The following is a 17,641-nucleotide window of genomic DNA, read 5'->3' on the forward strand; positions in this document are numbered from 1 at the left end:
TAAAAAAAGTGAGTTTGTCGCGTTAAAAACTCAACAGAACGCTCCCTGAGTTGCGATCCGTAGAGAGCGACTCGCTGAGTTTAGGGAGTGTTTCAAAAAAAGTGAGTTTGTCGCGTTAAAAACTCAACAGAACGCTCCCTGAGTTGCGATCCGTAGAGAGCGACTCGCTGAGTTTAGGGAGAGTTTAAAAAAAGTGGTTTTGTCGCGTTAAAAACTCAACAGAACGCTCCCTATGAGTCGCGTTCTGGGTCTAACTTCCAAATAGAATCCGATAGGATTTCGAACGAAGTGCTTATTTTTAGTTTAAGAAATTCAATCTCGCTCTCTATGAATCGCGAGATAAGGAGAAACCAAAATGTGGTTTAAACGAATTGGGTTGTTTTTACTGACCAATATCCTCGTGGTCGTTACGATTTCGATCGTTACGAGCGTACTGGGAATCGGTCCGTATCTGGATGCAAACGGAATCAATCTGAGTTCATTGCTCGTGTTCTGTTTCCTCTGGGGAATGGGCGGCGCATTCGTATCGCTGTTGCTTTCTAAGTTTATGGCGAAGATGATGATGGGCGTTAAGATCATCGACCCAAGATCCGCCTCCGGAGCCGAAAGAGAATTGTATTCCAAAGTGGAACGACTTGCAAGGACCGCAAATCTTCCGATGCCCGAAGTGGGAATTTATCATTCTCCGGAAGTGAACGCGTTCGCGACCGGACCGTCCAAGTCCAGCTCTCTCGTCGCGGTTTCCAGCGGACTACTGCAAGCGATGGATAGCTCAGAAGTAGAAGGAGTTCTCGCGCACGAATTGGCGCACGTAGCGAACGGGGACATGGTGACCATGACACTGGTACAAGGCGTTGTTAACGCTTTCGTAATGTTCTTTTCGAGAATCATCAGCTACGCGCTCAGCACGATGGTCAAAGACGAACTGCAATACACGGTACGTCTCGTGGCGAACATTGTACTCAGTATTCTGTTCAGCATTCTCGGATCGATCGTGGTCGCGTATTTCTCCAGAACGAGAGAATACCGTGCGGACGCGGGCGGAGCGAAACTTGCCGGACGTCAGAATATGATCGCGGCTTTAGAAAAACTAAGACGCACATTCAACGCACCCGAAGACGAACGAGGCGGAGAAGCTCTTGCCACGATGAAAATTTCGGGACACAGCAAATGGATGGCTTTGTTTTCCACTCACCCGCCTTTAGAAGCGAGAATCGCCGCGCTGAAGAATTCCGGTTATTAAGAACCGATTCTTCCTCGAACGAAATAAAGCCCGGTTTTGCCGGGCTTTTCCGTATTCCGAACAAAAAAGAATTGTTTGAAATGTCTCCGGTTTTTTGAATAGAACCCGTAAATTAAAAACCTGGGACGTAAAACCTAGATGTCTATTGTTAAATCCAAAATCAGAACAATCCCCGATTATCCAAAACCGGGAATCTTGTTTCGCGATATTACATCACTCTTACTCGATCCGGAAGGACTCGCTCTGACCATCGGAACTTTCGTAAACCGCTACCAAGGCAAGGGAATCACAAAAGTTGCAGGAATCGAAGCCAGAGGATTTCTCACGGGAGCTCCACTCGCGTTTCAGCTCGGAGTCGGTTTTATCCCCATCCGTAAAAAAGGAAAACTTCCCTCCGAAACCGTAGCGGAAGAATACGACTTAGAATACGGAAAAGATGTGATCGAAATTCACAGAGACGCGGTCGAACCGGGAGATAAAATTCTTCTGATGGACGATTTGATCGCAACCGGCGGAACCATGATGGCCGCCGTCAAATTACTCAGAAAACTCGGAGCCGAAGTCTACGAAGCGGGGGTCATCATCGACCTTCCCGACTTAGGCGGCGGTAAAAAACTTCAGGAAGAATTGAAGGTGCCGGTTTTCGCGATCTGCGAGTTCGAAGGACATTAGAAAATTCTAAATTAGAAGTTTCTTATTGGGAGGGCCCATTGACGGCTAATCTATTCGGTTTTTTTAGGATTTGGTTTCGAAGAAATTCGAATGTTTCGCTCCGGGCCTTCTCCGTCGTTTTGTTTCTCGTCTTTCAAACCGGCGTTTACGCCGGTGAAAATGCGCTTCCTTTCGACGAACTCCGCAAAGGAGTCGTTCAAATCCGCGTTTATTCCCAAGCGGTCAATCCGTTTTCTCCTTGGACGACCGATACGGTGCGAGCCAGTTCGGGCACCGGTTTTTTAATCGGAAATAAAAGAATTCTTACCAACGCGCACGTCGTCTCGAACGCGAAGTTCGTGCAAGTGCAGAGATACAATCAAACCGAATGGTACGGCGTGAAGATTCTTCATCTCGCTCACGACTGCGATCTCGCGGTTTTGGAAGCGGACAGTCCCGACTTCTACAAGGATTCGAGAGATCTTTCTCTCGGAGAAATTCCCGAACTCAATTCTCCCTTGATTGTGGTCGGTTATCCGATCGGAGGGAACAAGGTTTCCGTTACGCGCGGGATCGTTTCAAGAAAGGATCAATCCGTATATTCTCATTCCGCGGTGGACAGTCATTTGGTTTTGCAAGTGGACGCCGCGATCAATCCGGGTAATTCCGGCGGACCCGCGATTCAGGACGATAAGGTTGTGGGAGTCGCGTTTCAGGTCGCGACCAAAGGGGAGAATATCGGATATCTTATTCCTACGAACGTCATCCGTCACTTCCTCACGGATATTGAAGACGGAAAATACGACGGTTACGTCGAGCTCGGAGTCAGAACTCTCAATTCGTTTAACATTTCTTTGCGAAAAGCGAAAAAGATTCCGGATTCATTGGAAGGCGTTTTCGTCACGCGCGTGTTAAAGAACGGTTCCGCGGAAAAACATCTGAAAGAAGGCGATTTTCTCGTGGAGATCGACGGACATCCGATCGGAAAAAACGGAACCGTGATGCAGGACAAGGATGCACGAGTCGACTTTGTCGAGATCGTGGATAACAAACACGCGGGGGATAAAATTTCGTTTAAACTCTATCGCGACGGAAAGGAAATGTCCGTTTCGTTTCCGGCGCTTCGTATGCTCGATTTCGATTTTATGCGGAATCAATACGACAAGTCGTACGATTATGAGATGATCGGCGGACTTCTCTTTCAAGAAATGTCGCGCGATCTCATTACGAGTTGGAGCCGCGGAGGAAACACTTCCGGCGGAAGCCAGCTATTATACAGATTTTTTTACTTTATCGAAGACGGCCTCAATCGAAGTAAAAAGACGGACGTCGTTTTATACCGTAAACTTTCGCATCCTGTGAACTCCTCTTCGGATTACTTCGTCAACCTCGTGTTGGAATCGGTCAACGGAACCCCCGTCGGAGAATTGAACGATCTCAAACGGATCTTGAAAGAATCCAAAGAAAAATATCTGCGTCTCAAATTTTTGGACGTTCAGGTCCCTTTGATCTTGAATCGGGAAGAAGCCGAAAGAGCGGATGAAAGAATCCGTAAGACTTACGGTCTGGAGTAAATACGAACATGACTCAACTCAGAACTTTGTTTTTTCCCCTCGTTCTATTCGGCTTTGTTTCGATTTCATTTTCAATCTTTGCGGAAGTTTCTCCAAAGGGAGAATCGATTCCGCTTCTTATTAAAAAAAATCACTCTAAAGCGAAACATTCCAAAAATGTAACCGCGCAAAACGGAGCGGCGAACGGTTCCGCAAAGGAATCTCAAAAAGAGGAAAAGAAAGAATCCTCTTCCAAATCCTCGAAATCCACCCAGGAATCGTATTACAAAAGCATTGTGCAGATCAAGGTGACCTATCAGGAACCGGAATACCATCAACCTTGGAAAAAGAAAAATCCGAGAGTGAGGCGCGGGGTCGGAGTCGTAACCGAAGGCAATCGTATTCTGATTCCCTATTCTCTTTTGCCGGACGCGACTCTCATCGAGGTCAAAAAGTATTCTTCGTATTCCGAGATGAAGGCGATCGTATTCAGACAAGATCCGGAATCGAATCTGGCCTTGTTGCGTGTGGAAAAACAGAATTTCTTTGACGATTTGGTCCCTTTGGGTTTTTCTCCCGTGGTCGTATTTCCGAAACAGGTCAACGTTTATCAGTTGGACAATTCCGGTTCCATCCAAGCGACTGCGGCCGCGCTTTTGAGTATGGACATGGATCAAATGCCTCTCGGACAAGTGGAACTTCCCGTTGTGGATTTGAGTTCGAACGAAGGTTTGAACGGATTCGGGGAAGTCGTGATCGAAAACGGAAAAGTCACGGGACTTCTCTATGATTTTACGTCCGGAAAAAATTCAGGAAGAATCATTCCCTCTTTTATCATTCAAAAATTCATCCATACTCCGGGAACCGACGTGTTCGGTTACAAGGGATTTCGTTTTAGACCGATCACCGACGGAGCCGTAAAAAAATATTACGGAATGGAAGAATCGGATTCGGGGATTCTTGTCGCGGACGTGATTCCGGGTTCTTCCGCGAGCGGAGTTTTAAAACTAGAAGACGTCATTCTCGAATTCGGCGGAAAGAACGTGGATTCAAAAGGATATATCGATCATCCTCTTTATGGGAAACAAGTTCTTTCCTTTTTGGCGCATTCGGGAGATTCTTTCGGTTATTCTCTCGGGAAAGAGATTCCGATGCTCGTTCTCCGCGATAAAAAGAAAATTCAACTCAGCATGAAGCTGAAGCCGTTCCCGTATTCCGCGGTTCGAATTCCGTATAAGAGCATTCCGAATTCCAACGATTATGCGGTGGAAGGAGGTTTCGTGTTCTTGGAACTTTCCGAGGCTCTTTTGGAAGAATGGGGAAAGGATTGGAGATCGCGCGTGGATCGTAAGCTTCTTTATCTTTACGACTATTCTAAGTTTCACGAAAAGGAAGGAGACAAGGGAAGAATCGTTCTTCTTTCTCAAGTGTTGCCCGACGAATCGAACGACGGATTTCACGATTTCAGTTTTAAGATCGTGGAGAAGATCGACGATCAAGACGTGAAGTCCGTTGCCGATCTGAAGCGGAATATCCGCGAGGGAAAATCGAATTACGCGGTCATTTCGTTGGACGACGGAAACCAGATCGCGTTGGATCGAACGAAACTCGGTGAAATCAACGAAAGAATTTATAAAAGTTATAAGATTCGCTTTTCAGGAAATTGAAAGACGCTGAATCCGATTCAATAGCAACTCGTTTTGATTCGGTTTTTGGTCGTCGGGCCGAATGATCGCGGTCGGTTGTCGATTGCAAATATAAAGGAACGGATTTCCAATTTCTTTCTCACTTCCAAAGTTCAAAAGGAAGCGGAGTGGAAACAAAGGCGAGCTTAAACAAAAATAAAAAGAAAATGCTTCCGGTTACGAGCCAATAAGCGTTATCCGAAATCGTTTCGTCTTCGATTTTCCACAAAATCAAAAACGCGATCGAAACCGTAAACATTCTCGAAACGTTTTCGTACGAAGACCAATACAGCACGTAACCCGCGGAGAAAACCGAAACGATCACAAAGAAAAAGGAAATTCTAAGTGCGATCGCCTTCTCCCAACTCCCCGTCACAAGTACGGACAATCCAGCGAGAAACAAAAAAAAGATCGGAACTCTCGAGAACTTCTTAGCGAAAAGGATCAATCCCGTTTCAAAGTCCGGAACTTGCAAAAAAGAGAATATACTCGGTTCGTTGATTTCCTTCCAATAACCGAAAAAGCCGTCCAACGGAGCGAAAAAATCCGTGAATCGCGCGGGTGACCAATGCGGAAATTGAATTTTTAAAAACACGCCCCAACAAAACGGTAAAAGCAGGGTCGCGGCGATCGCGATCGAATGTTTCCACTTGCGATCGAACAAGGATTGAATTCCTAAAGGAAACAAAAGAAAGAATGCCTGTTCTTTGGTGACGATCGAAAGACCGCCGAAAAAAGCGAACCACATCCACTTCTCTTTTTTATAAAACCAATATGTGATCACCAAAAGTCCCGTTAGAACGGCGTCGCTGACTAAGAGCGCATAACTTCCCAAGAGGAACGGAGAGAATAAATAGAAGCTTGCATAGATCCCGAATTTTTCTCGGCATAAGTCGCGCAGCAAATGCCAAGAGACAAGAATTGCGGCCAGATTGAGGAAATACATTCCGAAAACGGTTCCCCAGGGGCCGAACCATCCGAAGATCGAAACGAACAACGGATATCCGATTCGGGGCGCTCGAATATTTTCCTCGAATCCTTTCGGCCATTCCAAATGGAATTCGCTTAACATTCTGGAATAATAGTAAAAGATTTGTCCGTCGTATCCGGCGCCGAGATCGCCTGGCCGACCTAAAAATATGACCGCCCCTTTCGGAGTCGTTTCCGGGTTTTGAACCGCGAATTGCATTCCGAAGTTGATCTGCGAACTCGGGTTCCAATCGTATTTTCTCCAGATCAGAAGGGAGGCAAGCGCGTATAACGCGAAAAATAAGGGAAGAATTACGAACGGGTTTTCAAGCCAAGAACGAACTTTGCCGAAAAAGGAATTCGTCCTTTCCGTCCGCATATCATTTTCTTTCCGGAGAAGAATTTAAAAAATCCTGAATCGCCTGCCGATAAAGGGAAGAACTGCGTTTTGCCGCGTTGAAAGTCAGGTGATGCGGGTCCAAAAACGATTTCTTGTCAGGGATCGCGTCCTTGAGATCGTAAAAACCGAAGATTTCGTTTTTATGGGAATTCAGAAATCCGAGATAACCGGAATACCACTTTCCATTTTTATAATATTTGCTTTCGATCGGATTCTCGGGAGAATTGATTACGATCAGCTTCTGCCCTTTCGCCTTAAACTTCTCGATCGTCTTTTCCAGGAACCGAATTTCGGACCAAATAAAATACGGGGAATTTCCTAGGATTTCCTTGTTTCGTTGGATTTTCTTGAGACGATTGAGAGCGCCTTCGTTTTCGGGATTAAAATAAAGACGTCTTTCATAGTCTTTGAAATAGTCTTCATCGGACATGTTCCCCACCCTGTCATCGTCCAATCCGTGAATTCGATCGTAGGAAATATCGGAACGGACTTCCCTTCTGCAGAAATTCTGCGTGAGGCGGATTCCATACGTTGCAGGAATTCCGAAAATTCGCGCATCGACTTCGTCCGAACTGGTCGTCGGGGATACGGTGAATCGTAAGTTTGCGAATTTCGTTTTTACACCCGGCTCGTCTTCGAATTCAATATCCAGAGACTTCCAACCCGGTTTATCGTATGTCTCTTCGAGTAAGGCCGGGTACTTCATCGGCGCTCCGCTCGGAGTGATCTCTTCGATGGAAACTCGTATGCCCGGTTTTTGAACGAAAATTTCTTCCGATAACTTCCCGTCTTTGAGTTCGCATTCGATCGTGAATTGGGGAGGAGTCCAGCCTCTTAGAAAAATCCCTTCTTTCGGCATCGCGCCGGTGTAATAGTGATAGGAACGCATGGTTCTCGTATGATGTTCCATGTATTCCGTCCAAGGATCGTATAAGAAACTTCTAAAACGATTGAGGAGAATCGCGGCCTTGGTCAACTGCGCGAAAAATTCTCCCTTCGTGTATTCTTTCCAGTGGTCGGCGAGGAATTCTCCGGGAAAAATGAATCGATTCTGATGACGGATCTTGTAATCCTTCATCCGAGCCTGTTCGTCGAAACTCGCCGAAGAACTTTCCGTTTTTTGAATATAATCTAATTGTAAATCGGCCGGGTTTAGAACGTAAACGACAAGTTCCGGTTTTTTCGCCAGGATGTCGTCCGAGTAATAATAAAAGTCAGTGGGAGACAACGCAGGATGGGAATAGAATTCCGCTCTGAAGGTTTCGGCGTCTTTTGCCCCGGAAGATCGAAGTTCTTCCGTGATTTGTTTCGGATAAGAAGAATACAAGGCGACGCTGCTTCCTGTCACAAGAATCCCTTTCTCGTTTGGATCGAAGCGGATGTTCCTGCGTTTGTGAAGAAAGTTATACCACGGAGAGGTATCCCATTCGAGTTCGTTCGGAAATTCAAAGAGTGCGAAGGGAAAGAGGATTCTATCGATGAAAATAAATCCCAGGATAAGAAGGAGAGAGATCCAAATTGTTTTGAGTTTTACTTTAGATTCGGAATTCATTTTGCCTTGGAATTACAGTCGGAGCAGGTTCCATAGAGAATGATCTCATGGGTGTCCACGGTAAATCCTTTCGGACTTTTGTCCAGAGGAAACGGACAGATTTCAATATCGAACACTCGATCGCATTGTTTGCAGTGAAAGTGATGATGATGGTGAAGATGGCTCGCTTCAAAGCGCGAGGATTCTCCCGGCAAATGGATCTCGTTGATCGCTCCGGTTTCCATCAAATGATTGACCGCTCTGTAAACGGTCGCGATTCCTAAGTTGTCCAGATTTTTGCGGGATAGTTCGTAGATCTCTTTGATCGAAAGCGGACCTTTAGCGGTTTCGAGAACCTTGAGGATTTCCCCCTTTTGTTTCGTGTTTCTGAGGGCGATTTTTTTCTCTTCTACTTTCATGGGAACGACAAGTTTGCGATCCTCTTAATTCTCGGCGGCCGACCTTTGCCCTGTCAATCGCAAATAACCCAGTGGGACTTTGTGGGAACTCATACAAAACCTCTCTTTCAAGGGAGAATTCTTCCGTTGCAGTGGGAATGCAGGAGTTCCCACAAAATTTTACGGTTCGATTTGGAAATTCGAAGGAGTTCCCACCGAGTTTCCGCATTCAATTTGAGAATCCGCAGGAGTTCCCACAAAATTTTTCAGTAAAACAACCTTTCTTCTTCAAAAATAAGTTTGATTCTCAGTATCAACTTCTGAGAATTGTCACAGTATTGTCAGGAGAACCGTAATGAATTTAGCAACACTACTTCGGGAAGGAACATCCGAAGAACACAAAGCCGCAGAAAGTTCCGCCTTCATTCGCTGTTTTATGAAAGGGGTTTTGGAAAAAGGAACTTACGCGCGCCATCTGGAAGCATTTTACTTCGTTTATGAAGCGATGGAAGAAGAACTCGAACGTCACGCAGACAACGTCGTACTCAAATCGATTCGTTATCCGGAATTGTATCGCAAGAACGCACTTTTAGAGGATCTTCAGTTTTTTTACGGATCTTGGAAGGCGGCGGATCACAAACCGACTGCTGCGACACAAATTTACGTGGATAAGATCCGTAAAATTTCAGCGACACAACCCGAACTCTTAGCGGCACATTCTTATGTTCGTTACTTAGGGGATCTTTCCGGCGGACAAATTCTGAAGAAGGTCGCTGCAAGAGCGTTGGCGCTTCCGGAAGGAAAAGGAATTTCTTTCTACGAGTTTCCGGCGATCACCGATATGAACGCGTTTAAAGGAAATTACCGCACCGCTCTGGATTCGCTTCCTGTAAGCGATGACGTAAAGCAGCAGATCCTAACGGAATCTAAGCAGGTATTCCTCTTGAACCAAGGAATTTTCTCCGAGCTGGAACAGGATCTGATTTCTGCGATCGGTAAGGAAGCGTATGACGCAGTTCTTGCAAAAGGCTGATCGAAAAAAATCCCCTTATTTTTTACCGGTGGCAGTCTTTCTGGCGATGCTTCCGGTAACGATGATTGTTCCCGTATTTAAGGAAATCGTAAAGGACCGTTTTCAATCGGGTAATGGAGAAGTCGCCTGGTTCCTGAGCATTGCGATGCTCGGGTCCTTTTTCTTTTCTCCCGTTGCGGGATTTCTTTCGGATTATTTCGGAACCCGCAGAAAAATCATCGTTCTTTTCTGCGGCTTGGACGCGTTGTTGTTGGGACTACTTCCGTATGCGGACAATCTCGCCACCCTTCTACTGCTTCGTTTTTTGGAAGGAGGCGCGCACGTATTCGTGATCGGACTTCTTCTCGCTTCCGTCGCCGACGTGGAGCACGGCGAATCCAAACTCAAATTCGGAAACGGCGCCTTGATGGGTTTGTCCGGTATGCTTCTTTCCTTGGGAGGGGCCGTCGGTGTTTCACTCGGCTTTCTCGGTAAACACGATCCCACTCTTCCGTTTCGGATGGGTTCGGGGATCTTACTCTTTCTCGCGTTGGTCGTTTATCAATTTGTCCCCGAAGAAAAGTTCAATCGAAGCAAAAAACATTCTTGGAAAGAATCCGGTATCGTCTTTTTATCCCATCCACTTCTTTTATTCCCCTTGGCGTTTCAGTTTCTGGATCGCTTCACTTCGGGTTATTTTATGAGTTCTCTCAATCTTCGTCTTCGCGAAGAATTTTCCCTCAATCCTTCCGAGACGGGAAGAATGTTGTCCTTGGTTTTTTTACCGATGGCCTTGTTGTCGTATCCCGCGATCCGTCTTTCCAAACGAACCGGTAAATACTTTCCGGTCGCGATCGGTTCTTTGATCTACGGAATTTCATTGACTCTTTCCGGAATGTTTCAATCCGTTTTGTGGATCGGCGTTTCATTGTTGTTCTGCGGATTGGGTGCGGGTTTAATGTTTGCGACATCGTTGCGTTTGGCTTCTTCTCTTTGTACGCGTGAGAACAACGGCCTTGTCATGGCGGGTTTGACCGGTTTCGGTTCTCTCGGTTTCTTTTTGGGTCCGATTTCTTCCGTGGGTTTGGATCGTATTACCGCTGCGGTGAATCCTGCTTGGAATTCTTCTTTGACCGCGGTTGTGTTCGGACTCGCTCAGATCGTGATCGTTCTTGTCAGCGTTCCATTTTACAAAACCTTAAATAAGAAATAACTTTAGAATCTTATAAAGTTATTTAAGCGTCATCGATTCGAAAGCGACGAATGGTAAAATCCGTTTTCAATCGACGCGTGTGAAAGGTTCGTTAAGAGCTACGCCGCCCTCCGAAACCGTGCCGTTTTTTAAAATTGAGCCGAAAATCCGCCGTAGTAGAAGCGAGGCCGCGTCGGGTTGTAGGCGAGTTCGTATTGATTCAATACGTTGTCCACACCGACAAACAAAGCGAAACGTTTTTCAAAGAATTTCTGTTCCATGCGGATGTTGATGATGGTGAACGGTTTCCCGTACGTGACCGGAGGATTTTCGTTCAGCTTGACTTCGGTCGGAATGTAATCCTGTCCCGCTGCGGATAAGTTGTTCGTAGAACTGTAGAACGGACGTTTGTCGAGATGTTTTCCTCTCAGGTTGAATTGAAAACCGCTCGGTGTATTGTAGATGAAGTTCGCCGAAGCCTGATGAAGCGCTCTTCCTTCCAGAGGACGGTCGGTCGTTAAGTCTCTCGTGTCAGTGTGGTTGTATCCCAATTCCAACGTGAAATGTTTTAAGAACCGGTATTGAACTCCGAATTCTCCGCCTCTCGTATATGCCTTTGCGATATTCTGCAATTCGAATTCGGCGAATTCTTTTCCCTTGTTGGAATCGAACTTGTATTGAATCAAGTTGATGATGTCGTTTCGATACAAGCTGAAAGAGAATGTAAGAAAACTGAACGGCGTGTATTCCAAATCGGAGTTGATCGTGATCGATCGCTCGGGTTTTAAGTTCGGATTTCCTTCCACTACGTAGCCCACGGCCGGGTTTTCGAAACGAAGATACAATTCCTGAAAGCTCGGAGGACGAAAACCCCGTCCGTAACTCGCTCTCCATACCAAGTTCTGGAGAATGTCATAACGCATCGCGAACTTCGGAGTCGTTTGGTTTCCGAATTGGGAATCGTCGTCGTACCGAACTCCGGGGATCACTCGGATTCTGGGAGAACGGGAGATCGTCCATTCGTCTTGAAAGAAGGCCGCCTTTCTCGTTCTATATACATAACGATTTTGTAATCGATCCGATTCCAATTCGTTCGCGAAGGATTCGGCTCCCATCGTGATAAAATGTCGGTCGGAAGCTTCCATATCCAATTGAACGGTTCCCTGAGAAGTGAGTTCGGCGTTCAACTGTTTTACGTCCAGCTCGTCGGAACCTCGTTGGTTATTGTAGTATTTGTTCTCCCATTTGGATATATTTCCGCGGAAGGAGATCAGATTCTTTCTTCCGAATCCGTATTCCAAAGAACCTGTCGCTAAAAAGTCGTGCGTCTTGTTGTTTCGATCAAAGACGGCCTTGGACTGAGTTACGTCGACTCCGTTCTGATCCCTGTGTTGGTAGAGAATTCTCGTTTTACCCTTGAACTTTCCGTCCGGGTTAAAGGTAAGATTCATCCCCGCGTTTAAGTCTTGGTATGCGTTTCCGGTCGTCGCCTGCGAATCAGGAACCAATCGATATCCAGGATTTTTATTATAACCTGCGGATACTGCGCCGCTCACCATCTCGTTGCGGAATCCCATGTTGGCCGTGGTATTGAATTCTCCCTCGGTATTGAAGTTTTTCCGACTTCCGTTTCCGTATGTCGTCCGCATTTCGTAACTGAGCTTTTTATCCGCTTCCCTCGTAATGAGGTTGATGACTCCTCCGATCGCGTCAGCTCCGTATAACGCCGATGAGGCGCCCTTTACGATTTCGATTCTTTCCAGGTTTTGCACCTTGAATCGGCTGAGATCCACCGCGTTGTTGAGACGTCCGGAAATTCTTTCCCCGTCTATGAGAATAAGAACGTATTGAGAATCAAGTCCGAGCATTCGAACTCTTGATCCTCCGAAAAACGGAACCACGTCGATTCCGAGTTGCGTTTCCAAAACTTCGGCGGCGTTTCTCGCACCGCTTGCTTCGATTTTTTTACGGGAGATGACCTCGGTCGCAACCGTGGAATCTTTCAGTCTCCGTTCTCCGCGCGAACCGGTGACCACGATTTGCGAATCTTCGGGAGGTTGTCCGTTCTGGCCGTTTTGTCCCGTTTGACCGTTTCCGTTTTTAGGTTCGGTCGAGATCGTGTTTTCCTTCGCAGTATTCGTGTTCGGCGATTCTTTTTCGGAAACTTTATTGTCCTGTTTCGTCTTCTCATCTTGCGCTTCGATGGGAAAACAAAAAAGAATCAGAAACAATATCTGAATCGTTTTACGTTGAAAAATTCGGCGCATGGGAACGGTCATGAGAGGTTAGTAAGAGATCTGTTTCCACTTGATCGTAGGATATGCCGAAGTTCCTTCGGAGCTATAATAACCCGTCACTTGGAGCAGATAGTACTCGTTGCCCGTGTGAGAACGAACCACGAACAGTTTATTATTCGGTTGCAAAAAGGCTAAAGTATAGTTGAACCATTTGTTGAGAACGTCGCTTCCTACATATCTGGTTTCAACCCCTCCTGCAGCCACTTCGATTACGTTCGTATCGGGAGAAAACGCCGCGTTCGGGCAACCGAGAGCCGTGGATGTACTCGCAGCCGCGGCGTTAAAATCGGTAAGAACCGGATTGGTCAAACAAGCCGCGCCTTGGGCCGAAGAATTGGTCAATCCTCCGTTGGTTTGCAGTTTGAATCTCTGAAAGCCGATGTCCCAACCGGTCGAAACATCCGGCACGTTGGCTTGTGCTTTATTAGAAAAACTGAATTTGATCCACACGTCATACGAGACCGCTCTGACCTTGGTCGTGAACGATCCGTCTCCGTTCGGTTCGGTGGAAAGAATTTTGGAACTGTTTGCTTCTTCGATTTGTTTTTGGATCGCGAGAATCGATTGTCGAAATGCGAGTTCTCCTTCGTCGATCGCGGGATGTTGTCTTGCGCACGAAATAAGAAGCGTGAAAATCCCGAACCCAAGCAGGGCTTGTTTCCAAATCGGACTGAAGTTCGGGATCAAATACATTTTCAGTTGGTTACTATCTTATTGAATTTGGAACGTAGTCGTCGGTGGTTCCGCCGTTCTGCTCGCGAGATAGAATACGAAGTAATAGTCTCCGCCCTTAGTCGCGTTCAAAGTATACGTAAACGGGCCGTTTCCGGAGTAAGTTCCTTCACTGCCGCCGGTGTACGTGGATCTAGCGGTATCCAAAGAAGGATCCAACAACGGGCAAGAAGACGCCGTGTAAACCAGAGGAGCATTTGTATTACTGGAAGTCCCTTCGTCGAAGTCGGCAACGTTACGCCCTGTAAAAACGACTTTCGTTCCGTTTACTGCACCCGTAACTTTTACGGCCGCGATGGAATGATTCACAAAGGGAACTTTTCCGTAAACTAAAGTTTGAACGGATGTAGTTGCGGTCATTGCAGGAAGTCCTGCTACTCTACCGCCGACATTGGCGGAACAGTTGTAGCCGTTTGCCGCAAGTCCTAATAAAAGAAGATTCAATGTATCATCGTCCTTCTCCTCTTTTTTGCACTGTAAGAGCGCTCCGAGGATGAGACTAAAAATTACTGCCGTTTTAGCATACTTCTGGATGGTTCTCATAATGACTCCTTCTGTCTTTGAGAGTCATTCTGAAAATGTGAAGATGAGAGTCAAACTCAAAATCAGGCAAAAATGAGCAAAGACTCAAAACTTTAGAAACGGAATGGAGGCACGTTATTTGCAATTTGTCCCAAAATTGAATCTACTTGGATCGAAAGCCAAACGGCAAGATTCTTATCCTTCTGCCATAGGTTTTAAAAAGAATTTGGTTTCTCTTTCTTTCCATTTGGGTTTTTATCGTTGTATGATGCGATCGGATCGAAACGAAACTCGATGGAAACAAAACCGATACGCGCGCGTAGTCGGTTGCTTCTTTACGCTTTCTACATTGTTTTTCTTTCTTTCTTGTTCGCTTTTAGAAAAAGAACCGGTTTCAGGGGGAATCCCCGTCTATTCCAAAGAAGGAAAGATTCTTCGTTATTACCCGTATCAAATCCGATGGATCGGCTTTGGCGAGAACGAACTTCCCGACACGGCCAGTCTCGTCGATTTTCGGAACTTGGTTTCGCTCGAAATTCTTCATCCCGAATTTGAGAATCTGGAAGAACTCAGTTCCTTAAAGACGATCGGATTTTTGAACGTCAACGGAACCAAGGTGAAGAATCTGAGTGCGTTGAACAAGCTTCCCGCGCTCCACAGTTTGTATCTGAACGAAACTTCCGTGGATGAAAAAGATCTGAAACGTTATGCGTCCGTCGGAACTCTGACCAAACTTGGTTTGTATAAAACGAAGATCAAGGATCTATCGTTTATCGGTGCGGAATGTAAGCTGAGACAACTCGATATTCGGGAAACGGAAGTGGCTTCCTTGGAACCGATTTCGATCTGTAAAGATCTTTTGGAACTTCGAATCGGATATACGAAAATTCGGGAAATCCGCCACGTTTACGAAATGAAGGATTTGCGTTATCTCGAGTGGAGCGGTTTAAAACTTTCCAAAGAAGAATTGGATTGGATTCGCGAACAGCTTCCCTATCTCAAGCTCGTCCCTATGCACATAAATCCTTTATAATATTCGATATTTTTAATACGTAAGGGGCCCCGATTCTCCCGGGTTCGAATAAAGAAGAATGTCCCCTTTTTCGACGGGAACACCTTCCGCGGTCACCTGCCCCGTGGTCTCGATCGTTTCGAGTGCGCGGACCGGATATCGTTTTCCGTTCTCTTTTTCTAAAACGATGGACGCGTTTTTTCTCACTCGGGAAAGTCGGAGTCCCCAGACTTCTAAGATCGTTCCGCCGCTTTCCAAAACGAGCGCGCTGATTCGAGACGGATCGGAAGACGCGGATTTTCTATAAACTCCGATCGGAGTTCCCGGAATAAAATCGGGCGCGATGGAGATCCGGTTGGATTGGTTCGATTCGATTTCGAAGGAAAGGTGATCGCAGTCGTACGCGCGGAACAGGGCCCATCGGTTTCCCGATTCACGATTGGTAAATACGCGGCAGGATTCGGGAATCAATCGAAAACCTCTGCTGGTCGCTTTTGCAATTCCTTCGATTCTAGTTTCTTCCCGGTTTTTGCTCAACGTTACGCTTAACTGAGTGAAGATGAATTTTCCCTTTTTTGCGGTCGTATCGAGAAACAACTTTCTTACAAAATAACCTTCTTCTAATTTTTGAATCGGAGAATAGTATTCCCCGGAAAGAACGGGGAGAGAGGGTTTTGACGCGGACTCGTTTTCGAGCCTTTCATTTCCTAAGGAACAGAATTGAATCGTAAAAACGGCAATCGCGAAAAACGAAAGAATTCTCCGCGTTTTCAGGTTGAACTTAGGAAATATTTTATCCAATGTTGATTGCTCCGGATGGAAGGCGCCAAGATGCTGACAAGTTACGGGGGCAAGAGAGAATCTCAATCAAGTTTCTTTCGTCTAAGATCTTTCATGAGAATGAATTTCGGAAAAAAACTTGCGCTTACGTTCTGGATTCTTCTCTGGATCAGCTTTTCGAACGCCTGCTCGTTAGAAAGCGTTTTCCCTTCCTTCTTTCCCTCCGACAAACCGAAGCTCGGAACGCAATACGTGCAAACCTTGATCCTTACCGCGATCGGTTGTTCTGGTCCGGGCAAGTTCTGGGTGCGCGACATCACCAAAAATTCCTCCTATTGTCTGCAGGCTAATCTCGTGGGAGAAGGAAGTTCGGTCGCGGTTTACGCCGAATACGGACAAGAACACGTTTTGGATTACGCAAACATCGTTCGCGAATTCGATCAGAGAATTTTTCCGAAAGTGACCGCCGCGTTCGGTGTTCCTTCCGATATGGATCAAAGCGGAAAGGTTCATATTTTGTTTTTGGATATTCGCGACGGAGCAAAACCGGGCGGTTCTTTCGTGGCCGGTTTTTTTGATCCTTTCGATTTTTTTGCGGACGACGCCCGATCGAGCGTACGTTCCAACACAAAAGAAATTTTATATATCGATTCGGTTCAATTGAAGGAACTCGCGGAGAAGGACGTCGCGTCCGGTAAATCGGATACTCTTTTGTCGACGATTGCGCACGAGTTTCAACACTTGATCCGTTTCCAATTCGAACTTCCCGATTATCAATCGCAGAAGGCGCGGGACGAAACCTGGTTGAACGAAGGGACGAGCGAGGTCGCCAGCGATATCGCGGGTTATTCTCCGCAAACGAATCGGATTCAGTGTTATCGAGGAAATATTTCCGGAGTTTGCGCACGGGGTGTGAACGGTTCCACCTTGTTCGGTTCTGCCAATTTTTCTTCGATCGTGGATTATGCGTTCGCGTACGCGTTTATGAAATATCTGTACACCGTTTCCGGTTCGAACGTCCAGGAAAGAAATTCTTTCTTTAAGAAGACCGTTGCCGGACCTTCTGTGCGAGCTAAGGACGCACAGAGTCTTGCTGAAATTTTTCTGACTTCTCCGGCGGTGACCGCTCTATCACCCGCGCAGAAAAACGATTTGGGTGTTTCCGGAGAAGCCGCCTTTGTCCGTTTGTTTGCCGCGTTTTTATGGTTGTCCACGGGAGAAACTTCCCTTTCGGAAGCTCAGTTGGGAGTGGACTCCGCAGGCGCGTCCAACTTCAAGTCGGCCATGGAATCGGTGTTAGGCGCTCTTCCCTTCCCCGCTACGAGCGACGGAAACGAACTGCGTAGATTGTATGAAACGCAACCCCTTCCGTTCATCATTCCTCTGAGCAACTTGAAGCCGGGACAGTTTCATTTTATCGATCAAACACGAAGCAACACCGGAACACAACCGGCAGTCGTTCTGCTGAAGAAAACGGTTCCTAGTTTGAAGATTTTACAGGTGAACGCCGACCCGTATCGTTTGGGTCAGGCATCTCAATCGGTGGTCAGAACGGAAGACGAAGGCGAACCGCTTCTTTTACCGGAAACCGGCGGCCCGGAAGCGGTCTGTCCGTTGGATTATTTTCATTCTATCGAAAGAACTCGAAACGATTGATATCGGAT

Annotated in this window: 14 protein-coding genes and 1 pseudogene; 8 read left to right on the plus strand and 7 right to left on the minus strand. The window is 46.4% G+C overall.

The annotated features are described in order from the left end of the window. The first annotated feature begins 355 nt into the window (after positions 1 to 355). The 4 genes and pseudogenes from htpX to LFX17_RS19145 all read left to right on the plus strand — a co-directional run. Positions 356 to 1,243: a protease HtpX gene (gene htpX / locus LFX17_RS19130; RefSeq protein WP_238731790.1), complete on the plus strand. Its 888-nt coding sequence runs from the start codon at positions 356 to 358 to the stop codon at positions 1,241 to 1,243. A gap of 138 nt (positions 1,244 to 1,381) precedes the next feature. Continuing rightward, positions 1,382 to 1,915 (plus strand): adenine phosphoribosyltransferase, encoded by a 534-nt coding sequence (locus LFX17_RS19135; protein ID WP_238731791.1) that lies wholly within the window; start codon positions 1,382 to 1,384, stop codon positions 1,913 to 1,915. A 38-nt stretch (positions 1,916 to 1,953) separates the two neighbouring features. Further along, a complete protein-coding gene (locus LFX17_RS19140; protein WP_238748428.1) occupies positions 1,954 to 3,468 on the plus strand; it encodes a S1C family serine protease in 1,515 nt (504 codons plus the stop codon). Between the two features lie 236 nt (positions 3,469 to 3,704). Continuing rightward, positions 3,705 to 5,114 (plus strand): annotated as a pseudogene (locus LFX17_RS19145) (PDZ domain-containing protein); the annotation flags it as partial. 118 nt (positions 5,115 to 5,232) lie between these two features. Here the strand turns inward: LFX17_RS19145 and LFX17_RS19150 are convergent. From LFX17_RS19150 to LFX17_RS19160, 3 genes are read right to left on the minus strand one after another with little or no spacing between them, the layout of a single operon-like run. Beyond that, positions 5,233 to 6,480, minus strand: a complete 1,248-nt coding sequence (locus LFX17_RS19150; RefSeq protein WP_238748441.1) for an AZOBR_p60025 family cell surface glycopolymer formation protein — start codon at positions 6,478 to 6,480, stop codon at positions 5,233 to 5,235. Position 6,481: 1 nt separating this feature from the next. Next, complete coding sequence (locus tag LFX17_RS19155) at positions 6,482 to 8,053, minus strand: hypothetical protein (RefSeq protein ID WP_238748461.1); 1,572 nt, start codon at positions 8,051 to 8,053, stop codon at positions 6,482 to 6,484. Continuing rightward, on the minus strand, positions 8,050 to 8,451 hold the full coding sequence (locus LFX17_RS19160; RefSeq protein ID WP_238731796.1) for a Fur family transcriptional regulator: 402 nt from the start codon (positions 8,449 to 8,451) through the stop codon (positions 8,050 to 8,052). The genes LFX17_RS19155 and LFX17_RS19160 overlap by 4 nt, the downstream gene beginning before the upstream one ends. A gap of 334 nt (positions 8,452 to 8,785) precedes the next feature. Here LFX17_RS19160 and LFX17_RS19165 point away from each other — a divergent pair, with 334 nt between their 5' ends. Continuing rightward, complete coding sequence (locus tag LFX17_RS19165; RefSeq protein WP_238731797.1) at positions 8,786 to 9,463, plus strand: biliverdin-producing heme oxygenase; 678 nt, start codon at positions 8,786 to 8,788, stop codon at positions 9,461 to 9,463. Next, on the plus strand, positions 9,438 to 10,655 hold the full coding sequence (locus LFX17_RS19170) for an MFS transporter (RefSeq protein ID WP_238748470.1): 1,218 nt from the start codon (positions 9,438 to 9,440) through the stop codon (positions 10,653 to 10,655). Before LFX17_RS19165 ends, LFX17_RS19170 begins: the two co-directional genes overlap by 26 nt. A gap of 128 nt (positions 10,656 to 10,783) precedes the next feature. Here the strand turns inward: LFX17_RS19170 and LFX17_RS19175 are convergent, their stop codons facing one another. Genes LFX17_RS19175 through LFX17_RS19185 form a run of 3 tightly spaced genes read right to left on the minus strand, consistent with a single transcriptional unit; the run spans position 10,784 to position 14,206 of the window. Continuing rightward, positions 10,784 to 12,913: a TonB-dependent receptor plug domain-containing protein gene (locus LFX17_RS19175; RefSeq protein WP_238731799.1), complete on the minus strand. Its 2,130-nt coding sequence runs from the start codon at positions 12,911 to 12,913 to the stop codon at positions 10,784 to 10,786. Positions 12,914 to 12,919: 6 nt separating this feature from the next. After that, positions 12,920 to 13,624, minus strand: coding sequence for an HmuY family protein (locus LFX17_RS19180; protein ID WP_238731800.1), 705 nt, complete (start codon positions 13,622 to 13,624; stop codon positions 12,920 to 12,922). A gap of 18 nt (positions 13,625 to 13,642) precedes the next feature. Next, a complete protein-coding gene (locus tag LFX17_RS19185) occupies positions 13,643 to 14,206 on the minus strand; it encodes an LIC20153 family lipoprotein (protein ID WP_238731801.1) in 564 nt (187 codons plus the stop codon). A gap of 247 nt (positions 14,207 to 14,453) precedes the next feature. Here LFX17_RS19185 and LFX17_RS19190 point away from each other — a divergent pair, with 247 nt between their 5' ends. Beyond that, entirely contained in the window at positions 14,454 to 15,218 is a 765-nt protein-coding gene (locus LFX17_RS19190) for a leucine-rich repeat domain-containing protein (RefSeq protein WP_238748760.1), read from the plus strand. A 12-nt stretch (positions 15,219 to 15,230) separates the two neighbouring features. Here the strand turns inward: LFX17_RS19190 and LFX17_RS19195 are convergent, their stop codons facing one another. After that, entirely contained in the window at positions 15,231 to 15,998 is a 768-nt protein-coding gene (locus LFX17_RS19195) for a hypothetical protein (RefSeq protein WP_406600718.1), read from the minus strand. 99 nt (positions 15,999 to 16,097) lie between these two features. Between LFX17_RS19195 and LFX17_RS19200 the strand changes: the two genes are divergently transcribed. Continuing rightward, positions 16,098 to 17,633, plus strand: a complete 1,536-nt coding sequence (locus LFX17_RS19200) for a peptidase M30 (protein ID WP_238731802.1) — start codon at positions 16,098 to 16,100, stop codon at positions 17,631 to 17,633. Positions 17,634 to 17,641: the final 8 nt, after the last annotated feature.

This window comes from Leptospira sanjuanensis (assembly GCF_022267375.1).
In the GTDB taxonomy this organism is placed as follows: Bacteria; Spirochaetota; Leptospiria; order Leptospirales; family Leptospiraceae; genus Leptospira; species Leptospira sanjuanensis.

Coding starts and splice junctions, on each gene's coding strand:
- LFX17_RS19180 (WP_238731800.1), bottom strand. CDS start 13,624: ATGTATTTGATCCCGAACTTCAGTCCGATTTGGAAACAAGCCCTGCTT.
- LFX17_RS19160 (WP_238731796.1), bottom strand. CDS start 8,451: ATGAAAGTAGAAGAGAAAAAAATCGCCCTCAGAAACACGAAACAAAAG.
- htpX (WP_238731790.1), top strand. CDS start 356: ATGTGGTTTAAACGAATTGGGTTGTTTTTACTGACCAATATCCTCGTG.
- LFX17_RS19150 (WP_238748441.1), bottom strand. CDS start 6,480: ATGCGGACGGAAAGGACGAATTCCTTTTTCGGCAAAGTTCGTTCTTGG.
- LFX17_RS19190 (WP_238748760.1), top strand. CDS start 14,454: ATGCGATCGGATCGAAACGAAACTCGATGGAAACAAAACCGATACGCG.
- LFX17_RS19165 (WP_238731797.1), top strand. CDS start 8,786: ATGAATTTAGCAACACTACTTCGGGAAGGAACATCCGAAGAACACAAA.
- LFX17_RS19135 (WP_238731791.1), top strand. CDS start 1,382: ATGTCTATTGTTAAATCCAAAATCAGAACAATCCCCGATTATCCAAAA.
- LFX17_RS19155 (WP_238748461.1), bottom strand. CDS start 8,053: ATGAATTCCGAATCTAAAGTAAAACTCAAAACAATTTGGATCTCTCTC.
- LFX17_RS19200 (WP_238731802.1), top strand. CDS start 16,098: ATGAATTTCGGAAAAAAACTTGCGCTTACGTTCTGGATTCTTCTCTGG.
- LFX17_RS19170 (WP_238748470.1), top strand. CDS start 9,438: ATGACGCAGTTCTTGCAAAAGGCTGATCGAAAAAAATCCCCTTATTTT.
- LFX17_RS19175 (WP_238731799.1), bottom strand. CDS start 12,913: ATGACCGTTCCCATGCGCCGAATTTTTCAACGTAAAACGATTCAGATA.
- LFX17_RS19185 (WP_238731801.1), bottom strand. CDS start 14,206: ATGAGAACCATCCAGAAGTATGCTAAAACGGCAGTAATTTTTAGTCTC.